The sequence below is a fragment of the Drancourtella sp. An57 genome (genome assembly GCF_002161525.1).
Classification (GTDB): domain Bacteria; phylum Bacillota; class Clostridia; order Lachnospirales; family Lachnospiraceae; genus Sellimonas; species Sellimonas catena.
The window spans coordinates 41,198-58,959 of the sequence record NZ_NFHY01000014.1 but is presented as its reverse complement, the minus strand read 5'-3'; the positions used below and the strand labels follow the sequence as shown (position 1 = coordinate 58,959).

Here is a 17,762-nt window from a genome sequence, read left to right as displayed (position 1 = left end):
TAAACTCTCCGAACCGGAGGACCTGGCACCTAAAACAGCGCCTTCACCTCGGTAAAGATTTCTTTTTCCTGCTCAATCTTGTCTTCATTTCCGATGACACAGATCTGGTCTGCCTGTAATACTTTCTCCACGATATCCGCCAGATTCCGGATATCCTGCTGCGTTGCACGGAGAACTTCCAGCCTTTCTTTTCTGATCATCTCTTCCGTCACATGATTCATGTAAAGATTCATGGAACGGTCGCCCTTGGTAGCCGGAGTCATCGGCTGATCCATATTGCTGATGGTACCGATGATGAATTTTGTCATATCCCGGTCACTGACATCAAAGTTTCTCAGATATTCGGTCACACCCTGGTAAATTTCCAGCGTATTTTTCAGGTGCGGATCCCGGTAGGAGACAAAATAGCCTTCTCCCAGCTTGTTAAAGCTGCTCATGCATCCATAGGCGCCGCCTTTGACACGAATATTCTGCCAGAGGTATTCGTATCCCATGATAACTTTCAGAATCTGAAGCGCCCCGTGGTACTCTGCTCCGGCATCGATAAAGTTTCCTGCCATTGCCACATACTGTACCTTGGAGGAAGTCTGGAATCCTTCGTTTTTCTTCGCGCATGCGAGCTGGAAACCGGACTCTTCCACTTCTTCCGTGTGCAGACATCCTGAGAACTTCTCGATCTCCTGAAGTACCGGTTCTTTGCTTTCCGGTTCTCCCGTATAGCTTACGATCATCCGATCTTTCCGGAATACCTTGCGGCTGATCGTCTGCAGCATCTCCATGAGACGATCCTTTTCTTCCTCAAAATGGTCTGCGATCCGGCTGACGGTCTCGTAGTACTCAATTCCGTTTGTCATGTCTTTAAAGCGCGCAAGCGGCGAACTGTAGGACATGGCACGCAGCACGGCGGAACTGTGTCCCGCAGAGAGGAACTTCATCTGAAGTCTGGATTTCAGCATGTCCAGAATCTCTTTGATCCTCTTCTCATCTGTAAGCACCGACCGCATCAGAATTTCCTCCATCATAGAGAGGGCAAACGGAAGCTGGCCGTACATCGCTTTCGTCTTGATCTCAAACGTCGGGCGGAATTCTTTCTCCTTCACTTTTGTGACGTCGGTGTACATTTCAAGGGATGTCTCAATGCCTCCCGTGCGTCGGTTGATCTCATTGAACAGTTTGCCGTACTCGTAATGTTCGGTATCGATAATGCCGAGCACTGCCTGCAGAAGTCCTGCATACGGGATCTCTTTCTCGCTTAATGTCCGAAGATCAAAGATCAGTGTCAGATAGCCGATTCCGTTTGTATCGATCGGATGACAGATACATGGAACATCCCCGGCTTTTTGCTCTTCGTTATAAATCGGAGCAATGTCTTCGGAAATATCACTGACTTTCAGCACCGGAATCTTCTCCAGAATTTCCGGCGGAGTCGGCTCCTCCTGGTACGCTCTCAGATCTTTCGTATCCTGCACAAGCTTCTCCACTTCTTCTCTGGAGAGACCCGCCTTATAGTCCTGAAGCTTCTGATGGAGCTTCTGGTCTGCTTCCGCTGTCAGTCCTTTCTTCGGACAGATCATGACAATGGAAGCATGGGTGTTATCAAGAAGGTACTTCTGAATCAGATCTTCATAGTAGGAAGTACTGATCTGCTCTTTCAAAAATGCAAACGTGTCCAGTGCCTCGATGTGAAGGAACGGACTTTCTTCATCATACAGCCAGCTGTCGAACATCTGAAGTCCGTACATCAGCCCCTTCGGGTAGCTGCCAAAATCCGCCTCCCGGTAGCGGAACTCATGATAATTGATGCCTGCTGTCAAAGCGTCCGGATCTATTCCCTCTTTGACAATCTTTTCCAGAGTGGATTCAATCACACGTACAAATTCTTCTTTCTGTGACTCTTCGGCATTCTTTGCAATCACGGAGAATGTCGGCTGGTAAATTCCGTTATCATAGGATCCCAGAATATCATGTCCGATTCCTGCATCTGTCAGCGCTTTCTTTAACGGCGCACCCGGTGCGGACAACAATGCATAGTCCAGAATGGAAAATGCAAGGTAAAGCTTCTCGTCCAGACTGGTGCCGATTACCTTGTTGTAGGACAGATAGGTATTCATCTCCTCAGACTCGTTTGCTGCGATGGAATAATACCGCTTCCACTCTACCGGCTCATTAAACGGCTTCTGCAGGCGGATCTCCGAATCGATTTCGGCTTTTTCAAATCTGCTCAGATATTTCTCATCCAGCCACTGGAGCTTTTCTTCCATATCCATATCGCCGTACAGATAAATATAACTGTTGGACGGATGGTAATATTTCCGGTGGAAATTCAGGAAGTCTTCGTATGTCAGTGACGGGATCGCATCCGGATCTCCACCTGACTCATTGGAATAGGAAGTGTCCGGGAAAAGCGAATTTAAAATCATCCGGTCCAGTACGCCGTCCGGGGAGGAAAACGCTCCCTTCATCTCATTGTAGACAACGCCGTTGTATTTCAGCTCTCCGTCCGGATCTTCCAGCTCGTAGCTCCATCCCTCCTGACGGAATGTCTTGTCACTCTCATAAATATTCGGATAGAATACCGCATCCATGTAAACATGCATCAGGTTCTGGAAATCCTGGTCATTGCAGCTTGCGATCGGATATACGGTCTTGTCCGGATAAGTCATCGCATTTAAGAATGTATTTAACGATCCTTTCACCAGCTCCACGAACGGGTCCTTTGCCGGAAACTCCTTTGATCCGCAGAGTACCGAATGCTCCAGAATATGCGGCAGTCCCGTACTGTCCTCAGGAGGCGTACGGAATGCGATCGAAAACACTTTGTTATCATCATCGTTTTCGATCAGGGCAATCCTTGCCCCGCTTTTTTTATGACGGAGAAGCGTCCCTTTTGCCTTGATCCCGCTCAGGTCTCTCTCCTGTATCAGCTCATATGCCTGTAATTTCTTACTGTCCATTCCAATCTCCTCATTTCGATTCAAATTTTCCTGTTCTATAGTATACCATGTTTTCCGGGTTCGTAAAACATTCCGACCGCAAATCAGGTATATCTTGGCTTTTGTTTCTGTCCGTTGCTCTTTTCGATCATGTTCCGGATATCCTGCATTTCCTGATCCAGCTCGGAGATCACTGTAGCGCACCGTTTCAGCTTCTTCTGGATCTCTCCCTCATCATCGATCTCCTTTTTGTAACGGAGACGGTGATCCACGCTTGCCCAGAAATCCATGGCGATCGTACGGAACTGCACCTCCACTTTCATATATTCCTTTCCGTCTGCCAGAAAGATCGGGACCTCCAGAATCAGATGCAGGCTCCGGTATCCATTCTCCTTTGGATGCTGTATGTAATCTTTTGTCCGCAGAAGCCGGATGTCATCCTGCCCTGTGAGAAGCTCCGCCAGTTTGTAAATGTCCTCCTGAAACGCGCAGACAACACGGATGCCCGCCACGTCAAAAAGATTCTTCTCGATATTTTCCAAAGTCGGCTCAAACCCTTTTCTTTTCAGCTTCTCCATGATACTGGCCGGAGACTTCAGCCTCGTCTCTATGGATTCAAACGGATTTCGATCATAATTCAGCGAGAACTCGGCATCCAGTACGTTCAGTTTTGTCTCAACTTCCATGATCGCACATTTATATTTATTCATCAGTGCTGTGAATTCCACGCTGTTTGCCATATCACAGCTGTCCGTACGCTGTGTATAGACCTCTTTCAAGTTTTCTTTCATTAGTCGCACCTCTTCTTGTATCAATATGGAACATTGATTCCTCACTATAGTATAACAAAGCGCACATGGAAACTCCAATGAAAAAACTATAAACATTTTTCTGCCCCTTTGCCGGATTTGTGCTATCATAAAAGAAAGCAATGGTTTTGTCGAGGAGGAGTGTATCATGACAGATAATAGACATTCATGGATAAAAAGAGGACTGACCGCAGGGCTTTTTTACCTGCTTTCCATCGCGCCAAGATTGATCGGACGTCCGAAGCGGATGCCCGGGAAATTTTATGCCCACCGTGGGCTTCATGACTTAAGTCTCGGAATTCCGGAAAATACCATGGCCGCTTTCCGGCGCGCTGTAGAGCACGGATACGGAATCGAACTGGATGTCCAGCTGACAAAAGACGGTCAGGTTGTTGCCGCACACGATTTTGATCTGAAGCGCATCTGCGGAGTTGAAAAAGATGTGGATGAGCTGACTTATGAAGAGCTGAAAGCTCTTCCTGTTCTTGATACGGCTGAGCACATTCCGCTGTTTCAGGATGTGCTGGATCTGGTAGATGGCAAAGTGCCGCTCCTTGTGGAGATTAAATATAAACATGTGGGAAGTTCCATCTGCCGGAAGGCCGCGGAGCTTCTGGATCATTACAGTGGTTCTTACTGCATCGAATCTTTCCATCCGGTGGCTTTGATGTGGTTTCGGAAATACCGGCCGTATACCGTCAGAGGCCAGCTGGGAATGAATTTTCACAAGGATGACGGACGGGTGCACCCTGTCTATTATTTCCCGCGGCATCTGCTGACCAACTTTCTGACAAAGCCGGACTTCATTGCCTACGACCACCATGCAAGAAGCGCCCTTTCCCTGACGATCTGCCGGGTGGTTTTTGGCATTCCATGTTTCGCCTGGACAGTAAAATCCCCGCGGGAATATTATGCCTGCGAGCATGTTTTTGACTACTTTATTTTCGAGGGCTTTCTTCCGGAAGAATCGGATATCCGGAATTGCTCCTGATCTGTACAAAACGGGGCATCGGCTCGTAAAGAACTGCTGCCCCGTACTTTATTTTCCATCTTCTTTTCAGACTTTCCTAGCTAAAAGCTTCTGGAATTCCTCTACTGTCGTTCCATACTCTTCCGCTGCCTGCTCAAGCGTCAACAGATTTTTCTGATAAAGGCTGATTAATGTTTTCGCTTTTCCTTCTTCCTGTCCTTTTTGGCGTCCCTCTTCCCTAAGCCCTTCGGCGTATTGTTCCTCATTAAATTCTTCCAGAATCACATCGCTCACCTCCGCACTGTTCTTCTCCAGAAATTCTTTCAGAATGTCCTGTTCGATACAGCTCTTCTGTGCCTGCCGGACTGCTACTTCTATGGAACTACCTTTTTTCTGATTCTCCCTGACTTCATTGATAAAATATGCATATTCCCAGAGGATTCTACAATCCTCGAACAGTTCTTTGTTGTGTCCAAGATTGATATTCAGCATGATGACGCGACATTCCAGAGCCGCCTGTCCGGAAAATTCTGACTTTTTAAAAGCATCCGAAAGTTTTAATTCCTGGTATTCAGCTTCTTCTTTTCGTCCATTATAGAATACCACATATACCGGTACTGGTAAAGAAATCTGGGTAGAACTGTATATATTCAGCCCATTCTCCCGGATGTAATTCTGATAAATCCGTGCCAGATAAAGCAGTCCGCGAACTGGCATATTCGGATTGAATGTGCTTTGATGCTCGAAGAGATTCATGATACTTGAGAATAAAAAGGACACATCGTTTTTCATTCCCACATAAATCACATCTTCCAGTGTTGTAATTTTCATATCATCGGGATTTGTATAAGATGTTTTGTTTAAAGCATTATAAAGAGAGAGCAGATTTTTCTTGTCACGGAATATCATTCGGAAAAGTGTATCTTTATATTTAGAATTGACATGATGATTCGAAGATGTGTTTTTCTTTTTGGATATTGGTTTTCTTTGTTTTTTACTCATAGGCAGAAGCCTCCTTTGATTTGATGATAGATTTGATGATAAATTTGACAAAAGATTAGAACACGGATATGAAATCAGACTGCATTTTCAGAATGAACACAGAAAAAGAGAAGTCTTCTTCATCATAGCAGAATATTCTAAAAAGCACAAGAGGCAGCAGCTCTTTACGAGCCGCTGCCCCGTGCTTCGTGAGGTTATTATGGCATGTTTTATCCTACTTGTCGTAGATTGTCTTGATTTCGAGGAATTCTTCGTATCCCTCTACACCGCCTTCTCTTCCAAGTCCGGACTGTTTGTATCCGCCGAACGGGGATGTCGGGTCCCACTGTCCTTCGTTTACGTAAACAGTTCCTGTCTTCATCTGGCGTGCAACTTTGTTTGCCTCTTCTTCCGGGCCAAATACAGCGCCTGCCAGTCCGTAGATGCTGTCGTTTGCAATCTGAACCGCTTCTTCCTGTGTCTCATAAGGGATCACTACCAGTACCGGTCCGAAGATCTCTTCCTGTGCGATTCTCATATCCGGTTTTACATCACTGAAGATCACCGGTTTTACATAATAGCTTCCGTTATCTTCCGGCACTTCTCCGGCTACCATTCTGGCACCTTCCTGTAATCCAAGTTCAATGTAGCCTTTGACACGGTCAAACTGCTTTTTGGATGAAAGCGGTCCCTGTGTTACCGTCGGATCATCGGCCGGTCCGTATTTGTATTCTTCCAGCTGTTTTTTGATGATTTCCTCTGCGCGTGCAAGTCCGTCCTTCGGCACCAGAAGTCTTGTCAGCGCGTTGCATGTCTGTCCTGCGTTCGGTACGACAGTCTCCAGTACAGAATGAATTCCATTTTCCCAGTCTCCGCCGTCCAGAAGGATGGCAGCGGATTTTCCTCCGAGTTCCAGTGCAATCTTTTTGATATTGCCAAGAGCCATTCTTGCCACTTCCCGGCCTGCTCCTGTAGATCCTGTAAAGGAAATCATGTCCACGTCTTCATGTGTGGAAAGGGCATTTCCGACTTCTCCGCCCCGTCCTGTTACCAGGTTGAAGACACCTGCCGGATATCCTGCCTTGTCAATTTCTTCTGCGAGAATGTATGCGGTCAGCGGAGTGTACTGGCTTGGTTTTAATACAACACAGTTTCCTGCCAGAAGCGCCGGCACAACTTTCTTTTCAATCTGCTCCAGAGGGAAATTCCACGGAGTCAGTCCTCCGACAACGCCCACCGGTTCTCTTCTTACGACAGAAGTCAGTCTTCTCTGCTCATACGGGAATTCAGAAGCGGTCTTGATATAATGTTTTGCTTCCAGAATAAACGGATCCGTATGTACTTCCGCGGAAACCTTGTACGGAGAACCAAGTTCTTTGGTGATGGTCTCGATCAGTTCCTGGCGTCTTTCTTCCAGACCGGCCACAACTTTTTTCATCAGCTCCACTCTTTCTTCCAGAGGAGTGTACTGCCATGTTTCAAATGCTGCTCTTGCAGCCTTTACTGCCCTGTCTACATCGTCTTTGTTTCCTCTTGGTACTTTGGCGATGATTTCGTGCGTAGCCGGATTCTCGATCTCAATCCACTCGTCCTGTGATGAATCTACCCATTCTCCATTGATGTACAGTTTACGGATTTCCATACTGCTCTTACCTCTCTTTCTGAAATTTTATGCCTGTTCTATAACCTATCGAAGTGTTTCAAATTTCATTGCTTCGGAAAGATATGCTTTTTCTTCATCATTTAATTCCATACGCGGTCTTCTGACATATCCACCGTTTAATCCCTTTTTGCCAAGGCCGTATTTTAACGCCTGCACCGGCTTCGGGAATGACTCCAGCACATTCAGCGCCGGCAGAATCTCTTTGTAGATTTCTTTTCCTTTTTTCAGATCTCCTTCTACATAAACCGCCTCGTAAAGTTCCACGCACTGTTTCGGAGCTACATTTGCAAGCATGCAGATCCATCCGCAGGCACCGTCGGCAAAGCTTTCATATGCAAGATTGTCGCATCCGCAGAATACAGATACCTTTTCCGGAGCATCCATCAGGACTTCTGTCAGCTTCTGCATGCTTCCGCTGGACTCTTTTACGATCGCTGTGTATGGAAGTGCCATGATCTCCCGGAATGCTTCCTGGCCAATTTCGATTCCGGCAGATCCCGGATTGTTATATGCCACGATCGGGAACTGAGTCTGCTCTTCAATATAACGGTAGTGCTCAACGATCTCGTCCTGTGCCGGATGGCAGTAGAAGGATGGAAGCACCATTGCCGCATGAGCGCCGCATTCCTTGATGTTGTTGACAAGTTTGACCACGTCTTCCGGGCGTTCTCTGGAAGCCCCTACAATAACGCTGACACGGTCCTTTACATATGGAACGATCTCTTTTACATATGCCATATGTTCTTCATCGGAAATACTCTGATATTCACCTGTTGCTCCAAGGATGCAGACTCCCTGCACGCCCTGTTCGATCAGCCAGTCCAGATTTTTCTTTGCTGACTCGAAATCAAATGTTCCGTCCTCGTGGAATGGTGTGACTACTACGGCATAAATGCCCTGAAACTGTGTGTTCATGTTTTACCTCCTTGACTTTGTCGTCTCTCTATGCCTGTCCGGCTGCAAACCGGTCAAATTTCAGCGGGCTTAAATCCATAAACGGTTCTTCTCCCGCAATCATATCTGCCATGACTTTTCCTGTGATCGGGGAAAGTCCGATTCCGTCTCCTTCGTGTCCGGCCGCAATGTAGAAGCCTTCTACCGGAGTGCCGGATACGATCGGCATGTGGTCCGGCGTGTAAGGTCTAAGTCCACTGTAGGAACGGATCACTTTGATATCTGCGATTACAGGGAAGAAACGGATCGCACGCTCTGCCATTGCCTTCATGACTTCAATGCTGCTTCTTGTATCTTCTCCTGCAAAGGTTCTGGAAGAACCGATGAGGAAGTTGTTGGATGCTGTCGGCTCAAATACGAAAGCAACTCCGTATTTTTCCACCCGTTCCGATACCGGACGCTTGTATCCGTCGCTCTGGAACTTTGTGGACATATATCCGAATTCATGTACTTTTCTTCTTGCCACCTGGAAGGTCTGCTCGGAAACCAGGATCTGTCCCTGGCGGGCCTGAATCGGAATGTCAAGTCCTACCATCTTTCCGATCACCGGGGCCCATACTCCGCAGGCGTCCACAATATTCTTCGCTGCGATTTCCCCGTTTTCTGTTTCAATGACAAATGCGTTTCCGTCCCGGCGGATTCCTTTGACACGGTTATGTAAAGAAAGCACCGCGCCTTTTTTCTCTGCTCCCAATGCCATACCATAAGTCAGTCCAATCGGATAAACCGAGCCGTCCGACATGGTTTCCAGTCCCCCATAGACATCTTTTGCAAGATACGGTTCATCATCCTGAACTTCCTGTCTGTCCATCATCCGCATCGGAATTCCGCATTTCTTCATAGATTCACAGAACTCGGACGCCATCTGAAATTCTTCTTCCGTCTCTGTGAGAAAGAGACTTCCCCTTTGTCTCCACTCAAAATCATAATCCAGCTCTTTGCTTAAGCCTTCGAACATATCCTGGCTGGCCTTTGCAAACAGAGCGTCAAATCCCGGCTGTTTGTCACAGACAAGAACATTTCCATCACTTCTGCTGCTTGTGGACTGTGCAATGTCCCCGGCGTCAATCAGGACGACAGAGGCTCCCTTTTTTGCGTTAAAGTATGCCACGGATGATCCGATGGCACCGGCCCCGATGACCGCTACATCATATGCTTTGCCCATGTTTTTATCCCTCCTGATCTTCTCCATCTTCTGCAAGTTCTCCAAATGTTACAGGGCGTACCGGAGGCCGGTCCGTGCTTCCCTGAATTTCATTCATCTTTTTGCCTGTTTCTTCTGCGATAATCCGGCTCACCAGTTTGCCGCATGTTCTGCCCTGGCAGAGTCCCATTCCGGCACGGACTCTTCTCTTGACTTCCGTCACAGTTGTCGCATGGTATTCCCGGATCGCTTTTCTGATTTCTCCTGCTGTAATTTCCTCACAGCGGCATACGATCACATCGTCATCCAGCGGTCCTTCCGGTTCTACCGGGCGGAATCCTTCGTGTGCTTCCGGAAGTTTCAGTCTTCTCATTGTCCGGACAGTGTCCGCATGCTCCTTTGGAATCGCAATGGTTACAACCGGTGTGTGGTCGTTCTTTTTCGGATTCATTACCTTGATCACACGTCCTTTGCAGACATACTCTCCCGCACGGGAAAGGGCGTCTATTTCTGCTCCTTTTTCCGGAAGCGGATCGTATTCAAACGGGAAGCTGACTGTGGCTTCTGTCTCGGAATAGCTCTTATCTACAAGGAAAATCGCAAGTCCCGGACAGGCTGCAACGCACATGCCGCATCCGATACATTTTTCTCTGTCTACCTGAGGCGTATTGGTAATCGGTTCCCCGATATGAATTGCATGAAGCGGGCATGCGGATTCGCAAGGATTACACGGAATCTGCTGTACACACTCAACCACTGCCACCGGGCCTTTCGCGAAGCGTTCTTCGTCCGGCCATCCATTTGCCTCTTTGATTTCGTCCATAGACGGGTATCCATCATAAATGATTCCTGTTGCCATCTCTATTAAACCCCCTTCTTGATGATCCGTTCTTTTGCCGCCATTCTCCGGTCTCCGAACGGTCCCTGCCTCAGGGAATCCAGCCTCTCTCTGATTTCGGCCTTTTTCTCTTCTGCCTGTTCTTTCGTCAGATGTCCAAGTGCTTCCGCAGCTGCTGCCGCCGCAAGTCTTCCTTCATCCATCGCTGTGCTGGCCTCTTCCACTCCCGCCGTATCTCCGGCAACGTAGATTCCCGGCACGCTCGTCTCCATATCCGCGTTGTGAAGCGGCATCCATCCGCCCATTTCCGGAATGAAATCATGCTGTACTCCTGCCATCTGTGCCAGTTCGGAAAGCGGACGGAGTCCGACTGCCACACAGATGACGTCCACATCGGTTTCCATCTCCGTGCCCTTTACAATCTGTCCGTTTTCAAATTTTGCGATCACTGCTTTTTCTACATGGTCCGTTCCCTTAGCCTCTGCAATGGTGCTGCCAAGATAGAACGGAATTCCCGCACGGCGGATTTTCGCCGCGTGCACACCGTAAGCACCGATCTTCGGCATTCCTTCCACGATTCCGACTACGTCCGCCCCTGCCTGAAGGAGCTGGTAGGCAACGATCACACCTACATTTCCGGATCCGATCATCAGAATCCTCTTGCCCGGAAGCACTCTCTGTACGTTTGCCATCGTCTGTGCCGCACCTGCTCCCATGACACCCGGAAGAGTCCATCCCGGGAACCGGAGCGGATTCTCCGCGCCGCCTGTGCAAAGAAGAAGTTTCTCCGCCTCTATGATTTCTGTTTTTCCATCTCTCAATACTGCTGCTCTCTTGTCCGGGAAAATTCCGATGCAGGCGCTGTTCAGCCAGAAGTCAATTCCAAGTTCTTCCGTCTCCTGAAGGAGCTGTTTTCCGATATCGATTCCTCTGACGCCGGCACGGTGTGCCCTGGAACCAAAGAATTTGTGAAGCTGTTTGAAAAGCTGACCGCCGGCACGTCTGTTCTCATCTACGAGAAGCACGTCACAGCCGTCTTTTTTTGCTTCGATTGCCGCCGCAAGCCCTGCCGGGCCGCCGCCGATGATTACTACTTCTCTTTTCATTCTTTCGTGCCTCTCTTTCCGAATCCCTGTTGTGTCTCAATTACCATACCGTCTTCCACCGGAGTGATGCAGGTACGGACATTCGGTTTCCCGTTCACTGTCATGACGCAGTCCGTACACTGTCCGATGCCGCAGAACACACCTCTCGGCTCATGCTTTTTCGTTGTATATCTGTGAATGTGGATTCCGTTTGCCATCAGCGCCGCTGCGATCGTCTCGCCGCTCTTTGCCTGAAGCTTTTTTCCATCCACGATAATCTCCACATAGTCATCCTGACCGAGTTCTCCCAGGATCGGATGATGTAATACTCTCATTGTATCTGTTTCCATCTTTTTGTCTCCTTTCCGCCCTTATGCCAGCTGATAACCCTCCTGGAAAATGTCTTCCGGATCCAGAAGGAATGTATGGATTCCTGTCACCCAGGCTCTTCCTGTCACCTGCGGAATCACCGCCGGTATGCCGGCCACCTCTGCATCATCCAGGTATTTACATTTGAACTGGCTGCCGATGATGCTCTGGTGAATGAAGCTCTCGCCCTTTTTGATTTCTCCCTTTGCCGCCAGGACAGAAAGCTTGGCCGATGTTCCGGTTCCGCACGGTGAACGGTCAATCGCTCCCGGCGGGATAATAACTGCATTTTTGATTGCTCCGTCTTCCTGATCTGTCGGCTCATAAAACTCAACATGTGTCACATGATGCTCAAACGGAATCGTAGGATGCTGCACAGCAATCTGTTCATTGATCCGCTGCTTCAGGTAATTGCCCGCCTGAATCAAAAGTGAAGAACTTTGCGGATTGATGTGAAGTCCTACGGATGCAGCCGGAAGAATCGCGTAAATATTTCCGCCGTATGCGATATCCGCTTTTACTGTTCCGTACTTGCTTGTTGTGATTTCCGCATCCCGAACCATAACAAATGCCGGTGCATTCACGAAAGTAACGTTTACAGCCGAGCAGTCGCGCACTTCAATCTGAAGCTTTACAAGACCTGCCGCGGTATCAAGAGTTACATAGGTGTAAGGCTCCTGCACATCAACCATGCCGGCTTCCACAAGTGCGGTTCCGACTCCGATCGTATCGTGTCCGCACATCGGCATCCATCCGCCGACCTCAAAATACAGCACTCCGAAATCCGCCTCCGGATTGCACGGCTCCATGATCAGTGTTCCTGACATTACTTCATTTCCTCTTGGTTCAAATGTCAGAAGCTTTCTGAGCCAGTCTCCTTCTGTGGACATATACTCCAGCTTTTCCTGCATCGTCTTACCCGGTATGTTCGGGATTCCACCAATCACATTTCTCGTTGGCTCACCACAGGTATGTGTGTCTATCGTATGAAATGTTTTTCTGATTTTCACCCCAGTATCCTCCTTCTTGTTCTTGTGCACTTTTTCTGTTTGCTTGTTAGACCGCGTTCTAGTTTATGCTTTTATTATAGCATAGTTTTCATTTTCGTCAATCCTTTTGTTCATATTTATGAATATTTTTATTCGATTGTGAAGCTTTTATCAGAAATTATTGTCACATTTTTATCATTTGTGAACTTTGTGAAATATTTTACATTTAACATTTCATTTTTATGAATAGACGGGCGGCGTGAAAAAGGTTGACTTGACAAAAAAAAGTCAATATACTGTTATTACCAAAGAATGGGGGTTATATTATGAACCAGAACGCAAGTATCGGAGAAAAAATCAAAGCATTACGTACCTCACAGAATATGACGCTGAAGCAGCTCAGCGAAAAGACGAACCTGTCCACCGGATTTCTCTCCCAGATGGAACGGGGCATGTCATCTATAGCAATCGACACACTGGAAAACATAGCCGGAGTTCTCGGCGTAAGTCTTACCAGCTTTTTCGACGAGGAACCGGTAAAGGATATTTCAGATCCTGTTGTACACAGTTTTGCCCTTCCGGCAGTACAGGTCGGGCCTCAGATCATCCAGCATATTTTAAGCCACGATGTTTCTTCCTTCGATTTTCTTCCAAGAATTTTTACCCTGCTTCCACTTGCCAACACAGCAGAAGAAAATCTGGAAATGTATACGCATAACGGCGAGGAGTTCATCTATATTCTGGAAGGCATTGCCACCATTCAGGTGGGTTCTTCCCAATATACGCTGTATCCGGGTGACAGTATCCAGATTCATTCCAACGAAAGTCATAACTGGATGAATCACACAAACAAGGTCGTTCGGCTTCTTACTGTCAACGTACCCAATCCATTTCGTCATGCCGAAAGCGGACATATTATGCCGGATGATCCACATGGGCAGACCCCGGATTTTCTGCGGCAGTATCAGACAGCAGCCGATTATCCGGAATATTAGACCGGAACACAGCATTCCAATAACCAAACTCTTACACGGGCGCAGACGCCTTTGCATCAAAAAGCCGGGAGAAATCCACATATACTGCGGATTTCTCCCGGCTTTTAATTCTTCATTATTCTGATTTTATTTTTCATCCATCAGATGGCACGCTACCTTGTGTCCCGGACATACTTCTCTTAACTCCGGCACTTCATTAAAGCAGCGGTCCGTTGCAAATTCACAACGTTCTGCGAAACGGCAGCACTGTTTCGGATTGATCGGGCTTGGGATCTCTCCTTTGATCGGGATACGGCGGTTTGCTTTTGCCTTATCCGGATCTGCCTCCGGAATCGCGGAAAGCAGTGCTTTCGTGTACGGATGCTGCGGATTGCTGTAAAGCTCTTCTGTCTCTGCCTGTTCCACAATCATTCCAAGATACATAACAACCACGCGGTCGGAAATGTATTTAACGACACTTAAGTCATGGGCAACAAACAGATATGTCAGTCCCCGCTGTTCCTGAAGATCTTTCAGCATATTGATAACCTGAGCCTGAATAGATACATCCAGAGCGGAGATCGGTTCATCACAGATAATGAACTCCGGATCTACCGAAAGGGCTCTCGCGATACCGATACGCTGTCTCTGTCCACCTGAGAACTCGTGCGGGAAACGGGACATATGGTCCTTGTTCAATCCGACAGTTTCCAGCAATGCCTCTACTTTTTTGTCAATCTCATTCTTCGGGGTTCCATGCTGCTTTAATCCCTCTCCTACGATTTCTTTTACCGTCATACGGGAATTCAAAGATGCATACGGGTTCTGAAAGATCATCTGTACTTTCTGACAGAACTCTTTCTGCTCTGCTTTGGAAAGCTTTGTAATATCTTTTCCATCGTAAATGACTTCACCTTTGGTCGGTTCGTACAGACGGATCATGCAACGTCCCGTCGTGGATTTTCCACATCCAGACTCTCCTACCAGTCCGACCGTCTCTCCTTTATAGATATCAAAAGAAACATCGTCTACTGCTTTCAGTTCGGCATGTCTTCCCACTTTGAAATATTTACATAAATGCTTTACCTGAACGAGAGGCTGTTTTTCCTTATTTTCCATCTTCTGCCACCTCTCCTTTCTCTACTGCTACGGCTCCTTCTTTCTTGAAGTCTGTGTCCGGAGCATATTCATGCTGCAACCAGCAGTTTGTAATATGTTCAGCTGATAACTGATATGTATACGGCGGATTGTCCTTGCATACATCCATCGCATACTCACATCTTGCCGCAAACGGACATCCTTTCGGCGGGAAGAACAGATCCGGAGGCGTACCTTCAATCGGTTTCAGTCTCTGACCTTTCTTCGTATCCAGTTTTGCGATAGAATCCATCAGTCCTTTTGTATACGGATGAGCCGTATTGTAAAAGATTTCCTGTGCAGTTCCCTGCTCTACAACCTTTCCGCCGTACATAACAACGACGCGGTCACACATACGGGCAATAACACCAAGGTCATGGGTAATCATGATAATGGATGTTCCAAGCTTTTCTCTCAGCTCAAGAAGCAGATCCAGGATCTGTGCCTCGATTGTAACATCCAGAGATGTCGTCGGCTCATCACAGATAACAAGGCTCGGCCTGCTTACAAGAGCGATCGCGATCATGACACGCTGTTTCATACCGCCGGAAAGCTCATGCGGATACTGGCGGTAACGTTTCTCAACATCAGAGATACCTACCAGTTTCATAATCTCCAGTGCCTTTTCCTTAACTTCCTTTTTTGAAACACCTGCCCGGCCAATGAACACCTCTTCGATCTGTGCGCCGACTCTCATTGTCGGGTTCAAGGATGTCATCGGATCCTGAAATACAAATCCGATATCTCCTCCACGAAGCTGTCTAAGCTCTTTTTTGTCCATCTTCAGGACATCTTTTCCGTTAAACAGGATTTCCCCGCCTTCAAAGAATCCAGGCGGTTCCGGATTCAGACGCATGATACACTGCGCCGTAACGGATTTTCCGCATCCGGACTCTCCTACGATTCCGAGGATCTCCCCTTTGCGTACTTCAAAGCTGACGTCACGGACAGCCTTTACTTCCCCACCATAGGTATGGAAAGAGTACACGACATTTTTTAATTCAAGAAGTTTCTCTTTTTCTGCCATTTATCTGTTCCTCCTATTCCGTTCCACGCAGTTTCGGGTCAACCGCGTCTCTAAGTCCGTTGCCAAGAAGGTTCAGCGCCAGCATTGTCGTGCAGACAAAGAATGCCGGAATCAGGATCTGATGCGGATAATAGCGCAGGAACTGAATTCCCTCTTTACAGATAACACCCCAGCTGCAGTCCGGAGGCGTAATACCAAGTCCGATATAGGAAAGGAACGCTTCCTGGAAAATTGCTCCCGGGATTGCCATACAAAGGTTGGTAATCAGCATACCAAGGATATTCGGAATAATATGTCTGATAATAATTGTAAAATCCGGTACTCCAAGCACTTTCGCTGCCATAACGAAATCCTGCTCTTTGATCCGGTAAACTTCACCACGAACGAAACGGCATGTGCCGATCCATCCAACAACACACATTGCCACGATCAATGGAGTGATTCCTTTACCAAGTACCATCATGACAAGGATGGTAATGATAAGACTCGGAATACCATAGAGAAGATCGACAATACGCATGACGATCATATCAAGCTTGCCGCCGTAGAAACCGCAGAGCCCTCCGATGACTGCTCCCACACACATATTCAGTACTGCGGAAATCAGACCGATGGAAAGGGATACACGGGCTCCCATCCAGATACGTGTCCAGAGGTCACGTCCGGTGGAATCACATCCCAGCCAGTGTGCTGCCGAAATAAATGCATTCTGCGAACTCACGTCCATCTCAGACTGTGTATACGGGCTGAAAATCGGAGCAAAAATCGCAAGCAGTGCATACAACACTACGATACAAAGCCCGACAACCGCACTTTTATTTTTCCGAAGCCGTCTCCACGCATCCTGCCAGAAGGAAAGAGACGGGCGGCTGATACTTTCCATACGGACCGTATCTTTTCCTTTAATTATAAATTGATCTTTTTTTAATTCTGCCATGTCTCTCACCTACCTTATTTCTTTCCGATACGTACACGTGGGTCAGCAACGCCGTATAATACATCGACAATCAGGTTACACAATACAAGGAAGATACCATAGAACACAGTCATTCCAAGCACCATGGAATAGTCGTTGTTGGATACACTCTGTACATAGTGACGTCCCATTCCAGGAATTGCGAAAATAGATTCGATTACGAATGTACCGGTCAGCACAGATGCAACTGTCGGACCCATAACAGTCATAACCGGCATGATTGCATTCCGGATCTGATGTTTGCATGTAATCCGAAGCTCCGATACTCCTTTGGAACGTGCTGTCTTAATATAATCCTGTGATGTTACCTCCAGCATACTTGCACGCATGATACGTGAGACAGATGCCAGCGTGTAGAACGAAAGCGCGAACGCCGGGAGAATCGTATACTCGATTCCTTCATATCTCGCCACCGGGAACAGTCCCCATTTGATTCCGAAGAAATACTGGAGTACAGCTCCCATGATAAAATCGGGGATACTGGTTCCCAGCACGGCGACAATAACACAGAAGAAGTCGATTTTCTTTCCTCTGTTTCTTGCCGAAATAATTCCCAGAATCAAACCGATCGAAACCGCCATCACAAGACCGCGGATACCAAGATCTGCAGAGTACGGGAACGTCTCACCGATCAGGTCGTTTACTGTTCTGTTTGTGTACTTCATAGAGTATCCAAAATCTCCTTGAAGCAGATTTGCCATATAGGTTCCATACTGTACGATCATCGGCTTGTCAAATCCGTAGTATGCTTCCATGTTTGCCTTTACTTCCGGTGTCAGTTTCGCGCTCGTAAACGGTTCACCCGGCATCAGACGTACAAGGAAAAATACGATGGTGATCAGTACCCAGATCGTCAGAATGGCTGCCACCACTCGTTTTAAAATATATTTTGCCATCCTTCTTCCTCCTGTTG

Annotated in this window: 16 protein-coding genes; 2 read left to right on the top strand and 14 right to left on the bottom strand. The window is 47.5% G+C overall.

Going from position 1 to position 17,762, the window contains the following annotated elements:
* Positions 1–29 precede the first annotated feature (29 nt).
* Positions 30–2,954 carry an insulinase family protein gene (locus B5G11_RS12055; RefSeq protein WP_087254056.1) on the bottom strand — a complete coding sequence of 975 codons (2,925 nt, stop codon included), beginning with the start codon at positions 2,952–2,954 and terminating at the stop codon, positions 30–32.
* Between the two features lie 83 nt (positions 2,955–3,037).
* A complete protein-coding gene (locus B5G11_RS12050; RefSeq protein ID WP_087254053.1) occupies positions 3,038–3,724 on the bottom strand; it encodes a GTP pyrophosphokinase family protein in 687 nt (228 codons plus the stop codon).
* Between the two features lie 166 nt (positions 3,725–3,890).
* On the opposite strand from B5G11_RS12050, the gene B5G11_RS12045 reads away from it, so the two are divergent.
* The gene (locus B5G11_RS12045) at positions 3,891–4,733 is read left to right on the top strand and encodes a glycerophosphodiester phosphodiesterase (RefSeq protein WP_087254050.1); all 843 of its coding nucleotides are present in this window, start codon (positions 3,891–3,893) and stop codon (positions 4,731–4,733) included.
* Between the two features lie 66 nt (positions 4,734–4,799).
* Here B5G11_RS12045 and B5G11_RS12040 read toward each other — a convergent pair whose 3' ends face one another.
* From B5G11_RS12040 to B5G11_RS12005, 8 genes are all read right to left on the bottom strand, one after another.
* Positions 4,800–5,543: an Rpn family recombination-promoting nuclease/putative transposase gene (locus B5G11_RS12040; protein ID WP_204229608.1), complete on the bottom strand. Its 744-nt coding sequence runs from the start codon at positions 5,541–5,543 to the stop codon at positions 4,800–4,802.
* A 385-nt stretch (positions 5,544–5,928) separates the two neighbouring features.
* Positions 5,929–7,335, bottom strand: coding sequence for an aldehyde dehydrogenase family protein (locus B5G11_RS12035; protein ID WP_087254044.1), 1,407 nt, complete (start codon positions 7,333–7,335; stop codon positions 5,929–5,931).
* A gap of 45 nt (positions 7,336–7,380) precedes the next feature.
* Complete coding sequence (locus B5G11_RS12030) at positions 7,381–8,271, bottom strand: dihydrodipicolinate synthase family protein (RefSeq protein WP_087169471.1); 891 nt, start codon at positions 8,269–8,271, stop codon at positions 7,381–7,383.
* 28 nt (positions 8,272–8,299) lie between these two features.
* Entirely contained in the window at positions 8,300–9,475 is a 1,176-nt protein-coding gene (locus B5G11_RS12025; RefSeq protein WP_158099278.1) for an FAD-dependent oxidoreductase, read from the bottom strand.
* A 4-nt stretch (positions 9,476–9,479) separates the two neighbouring features.
* On the bottom strand, positions 9,480–10,313 hold the full coding sequence (locus B5G11_RS17015) for a (2Fe-2S)-binding protein (RefSeq protein WP_204229606.1): 834 nt from the start codon (positions 10,311–10,313) through the stop codon (positions 9,480–9,482).
* Between the two features lie 5 nt (positions 10,314–10,318).
* Positions 10,319–11,398 carry an NAD(P)/FAD-dependent oxidoreductase gene (locus B5G11_RS12015; RefSeq protein WP_087169474.1) on the bottom strand — a complete coding sequence of 360 codons (1,080 nt, stop codon included), beginning with the start codon at positions 11,396–11,398 and terminating at the stop codon, positions 10,319–10,321.
* Positions 11,395–11,712: a (2Fe-2S)-binding protein gene (locus tag B5G11_RS12010; protein WP_087169487.1), complete on the bottom strand. Its 318-nt coding sequence runs from the start codon at positions 11,710–11,712 to the stop codon at positions 11,395–11,397. The genes B5G11_RS12015 and B5G11_RS12010 overlap by 4 nt, the downstream gene beginning before the upstream one ends.
* Positions 11,713–11,748: 36 nt before the next feature.
* On the bottom strand, positions 11,749–12,756 hold the full coding sequence (locus tag B5G11_RS12005; RefSeq protein WP_087169475.1) for a proline racemase family protein: 1,008 nt from the start codon (positions 12,754–12,756) through the stop codon (positions 11,749–11,751).
* A gap of 305 nt (positions 12,757–13,061) precedes the next feature.
* On the opposite strand from B5G11_RS12005, the gene B5G11_RS12000 reads away from it, so the two are divergent.
* A complete protein-coding gene (locus B5G11_RS12000; protein ID WP_087254041.1) occupies positions 13,062–13,730 on the top strand; it encodes a cupin domain-containing protein in 669 nt (222 codons plus the stop codon).
* 126 nt (positions 13,731–13,856) lie between these two features.
* Here the strand turns inward: B5G11_RS12000 and B5G11_RS11995 are convergent, their stop codons facing one another.
* The 4 genes from B5G11_RS11995 to B5G11_RS11980 are packed head-to-tail and all read right to left on the bottom strand — an operon-like array spanning position 13,857 to position 17,745.
* On the bottom strand, positions 13,857–14,828 hold the full coding sequence (locus B5G11_RS11995) for an ABC transporter ATP-binding protein (protein WP_087254038.1): 972 nt from the start codon (positions 14,826–14,828) through the stop codon (positions 13,857–13,859).
* Positions 14,818–15,873 carry an ABC transporter ATP-binding protein gene (locus tag B5G11_RS11990; protein WP_087254035.1) on the bottom strand — a complete coding sequence of 352 codons (1,056 nt, stop codon included), beginning with the start codon at positions 15,871–15,873 and terminating at the stop codon, positions 14,818–14,820. The genes B5G11_RS11995 and B5G11_RS11990 overlap by 11 nt, the downstream gene beginning before the upstream one ends.
* A gap of 13 nt (positions 15,874–15,886) precedes the next feature.
* The gene (locus B5G11_RS11985; protein ID WP_087254030.1) at positions 15,887–16,810 is read right to left on the bottom strand and encodes an ABC transporter permease; all 924 of its coding nucleotides are present in this window, start codon (positions 16,808–16,810) and stop codon (positions 15,887–15,889) included.
* 14 nt (positions 16,811–16,824) lie between these two features.
* Positions 16,825–17,745, bottom strand: coding sequence for an ABC transporter permease (locus tag B5G11_RS11980; protein ID WP_087254027.1), 921 nt, complete (start codon positions 17,743–17,745; stop codon positions 16,825–16,827).
* Positions 17,746–17,762: the final 17 nt, after the last annotated feature.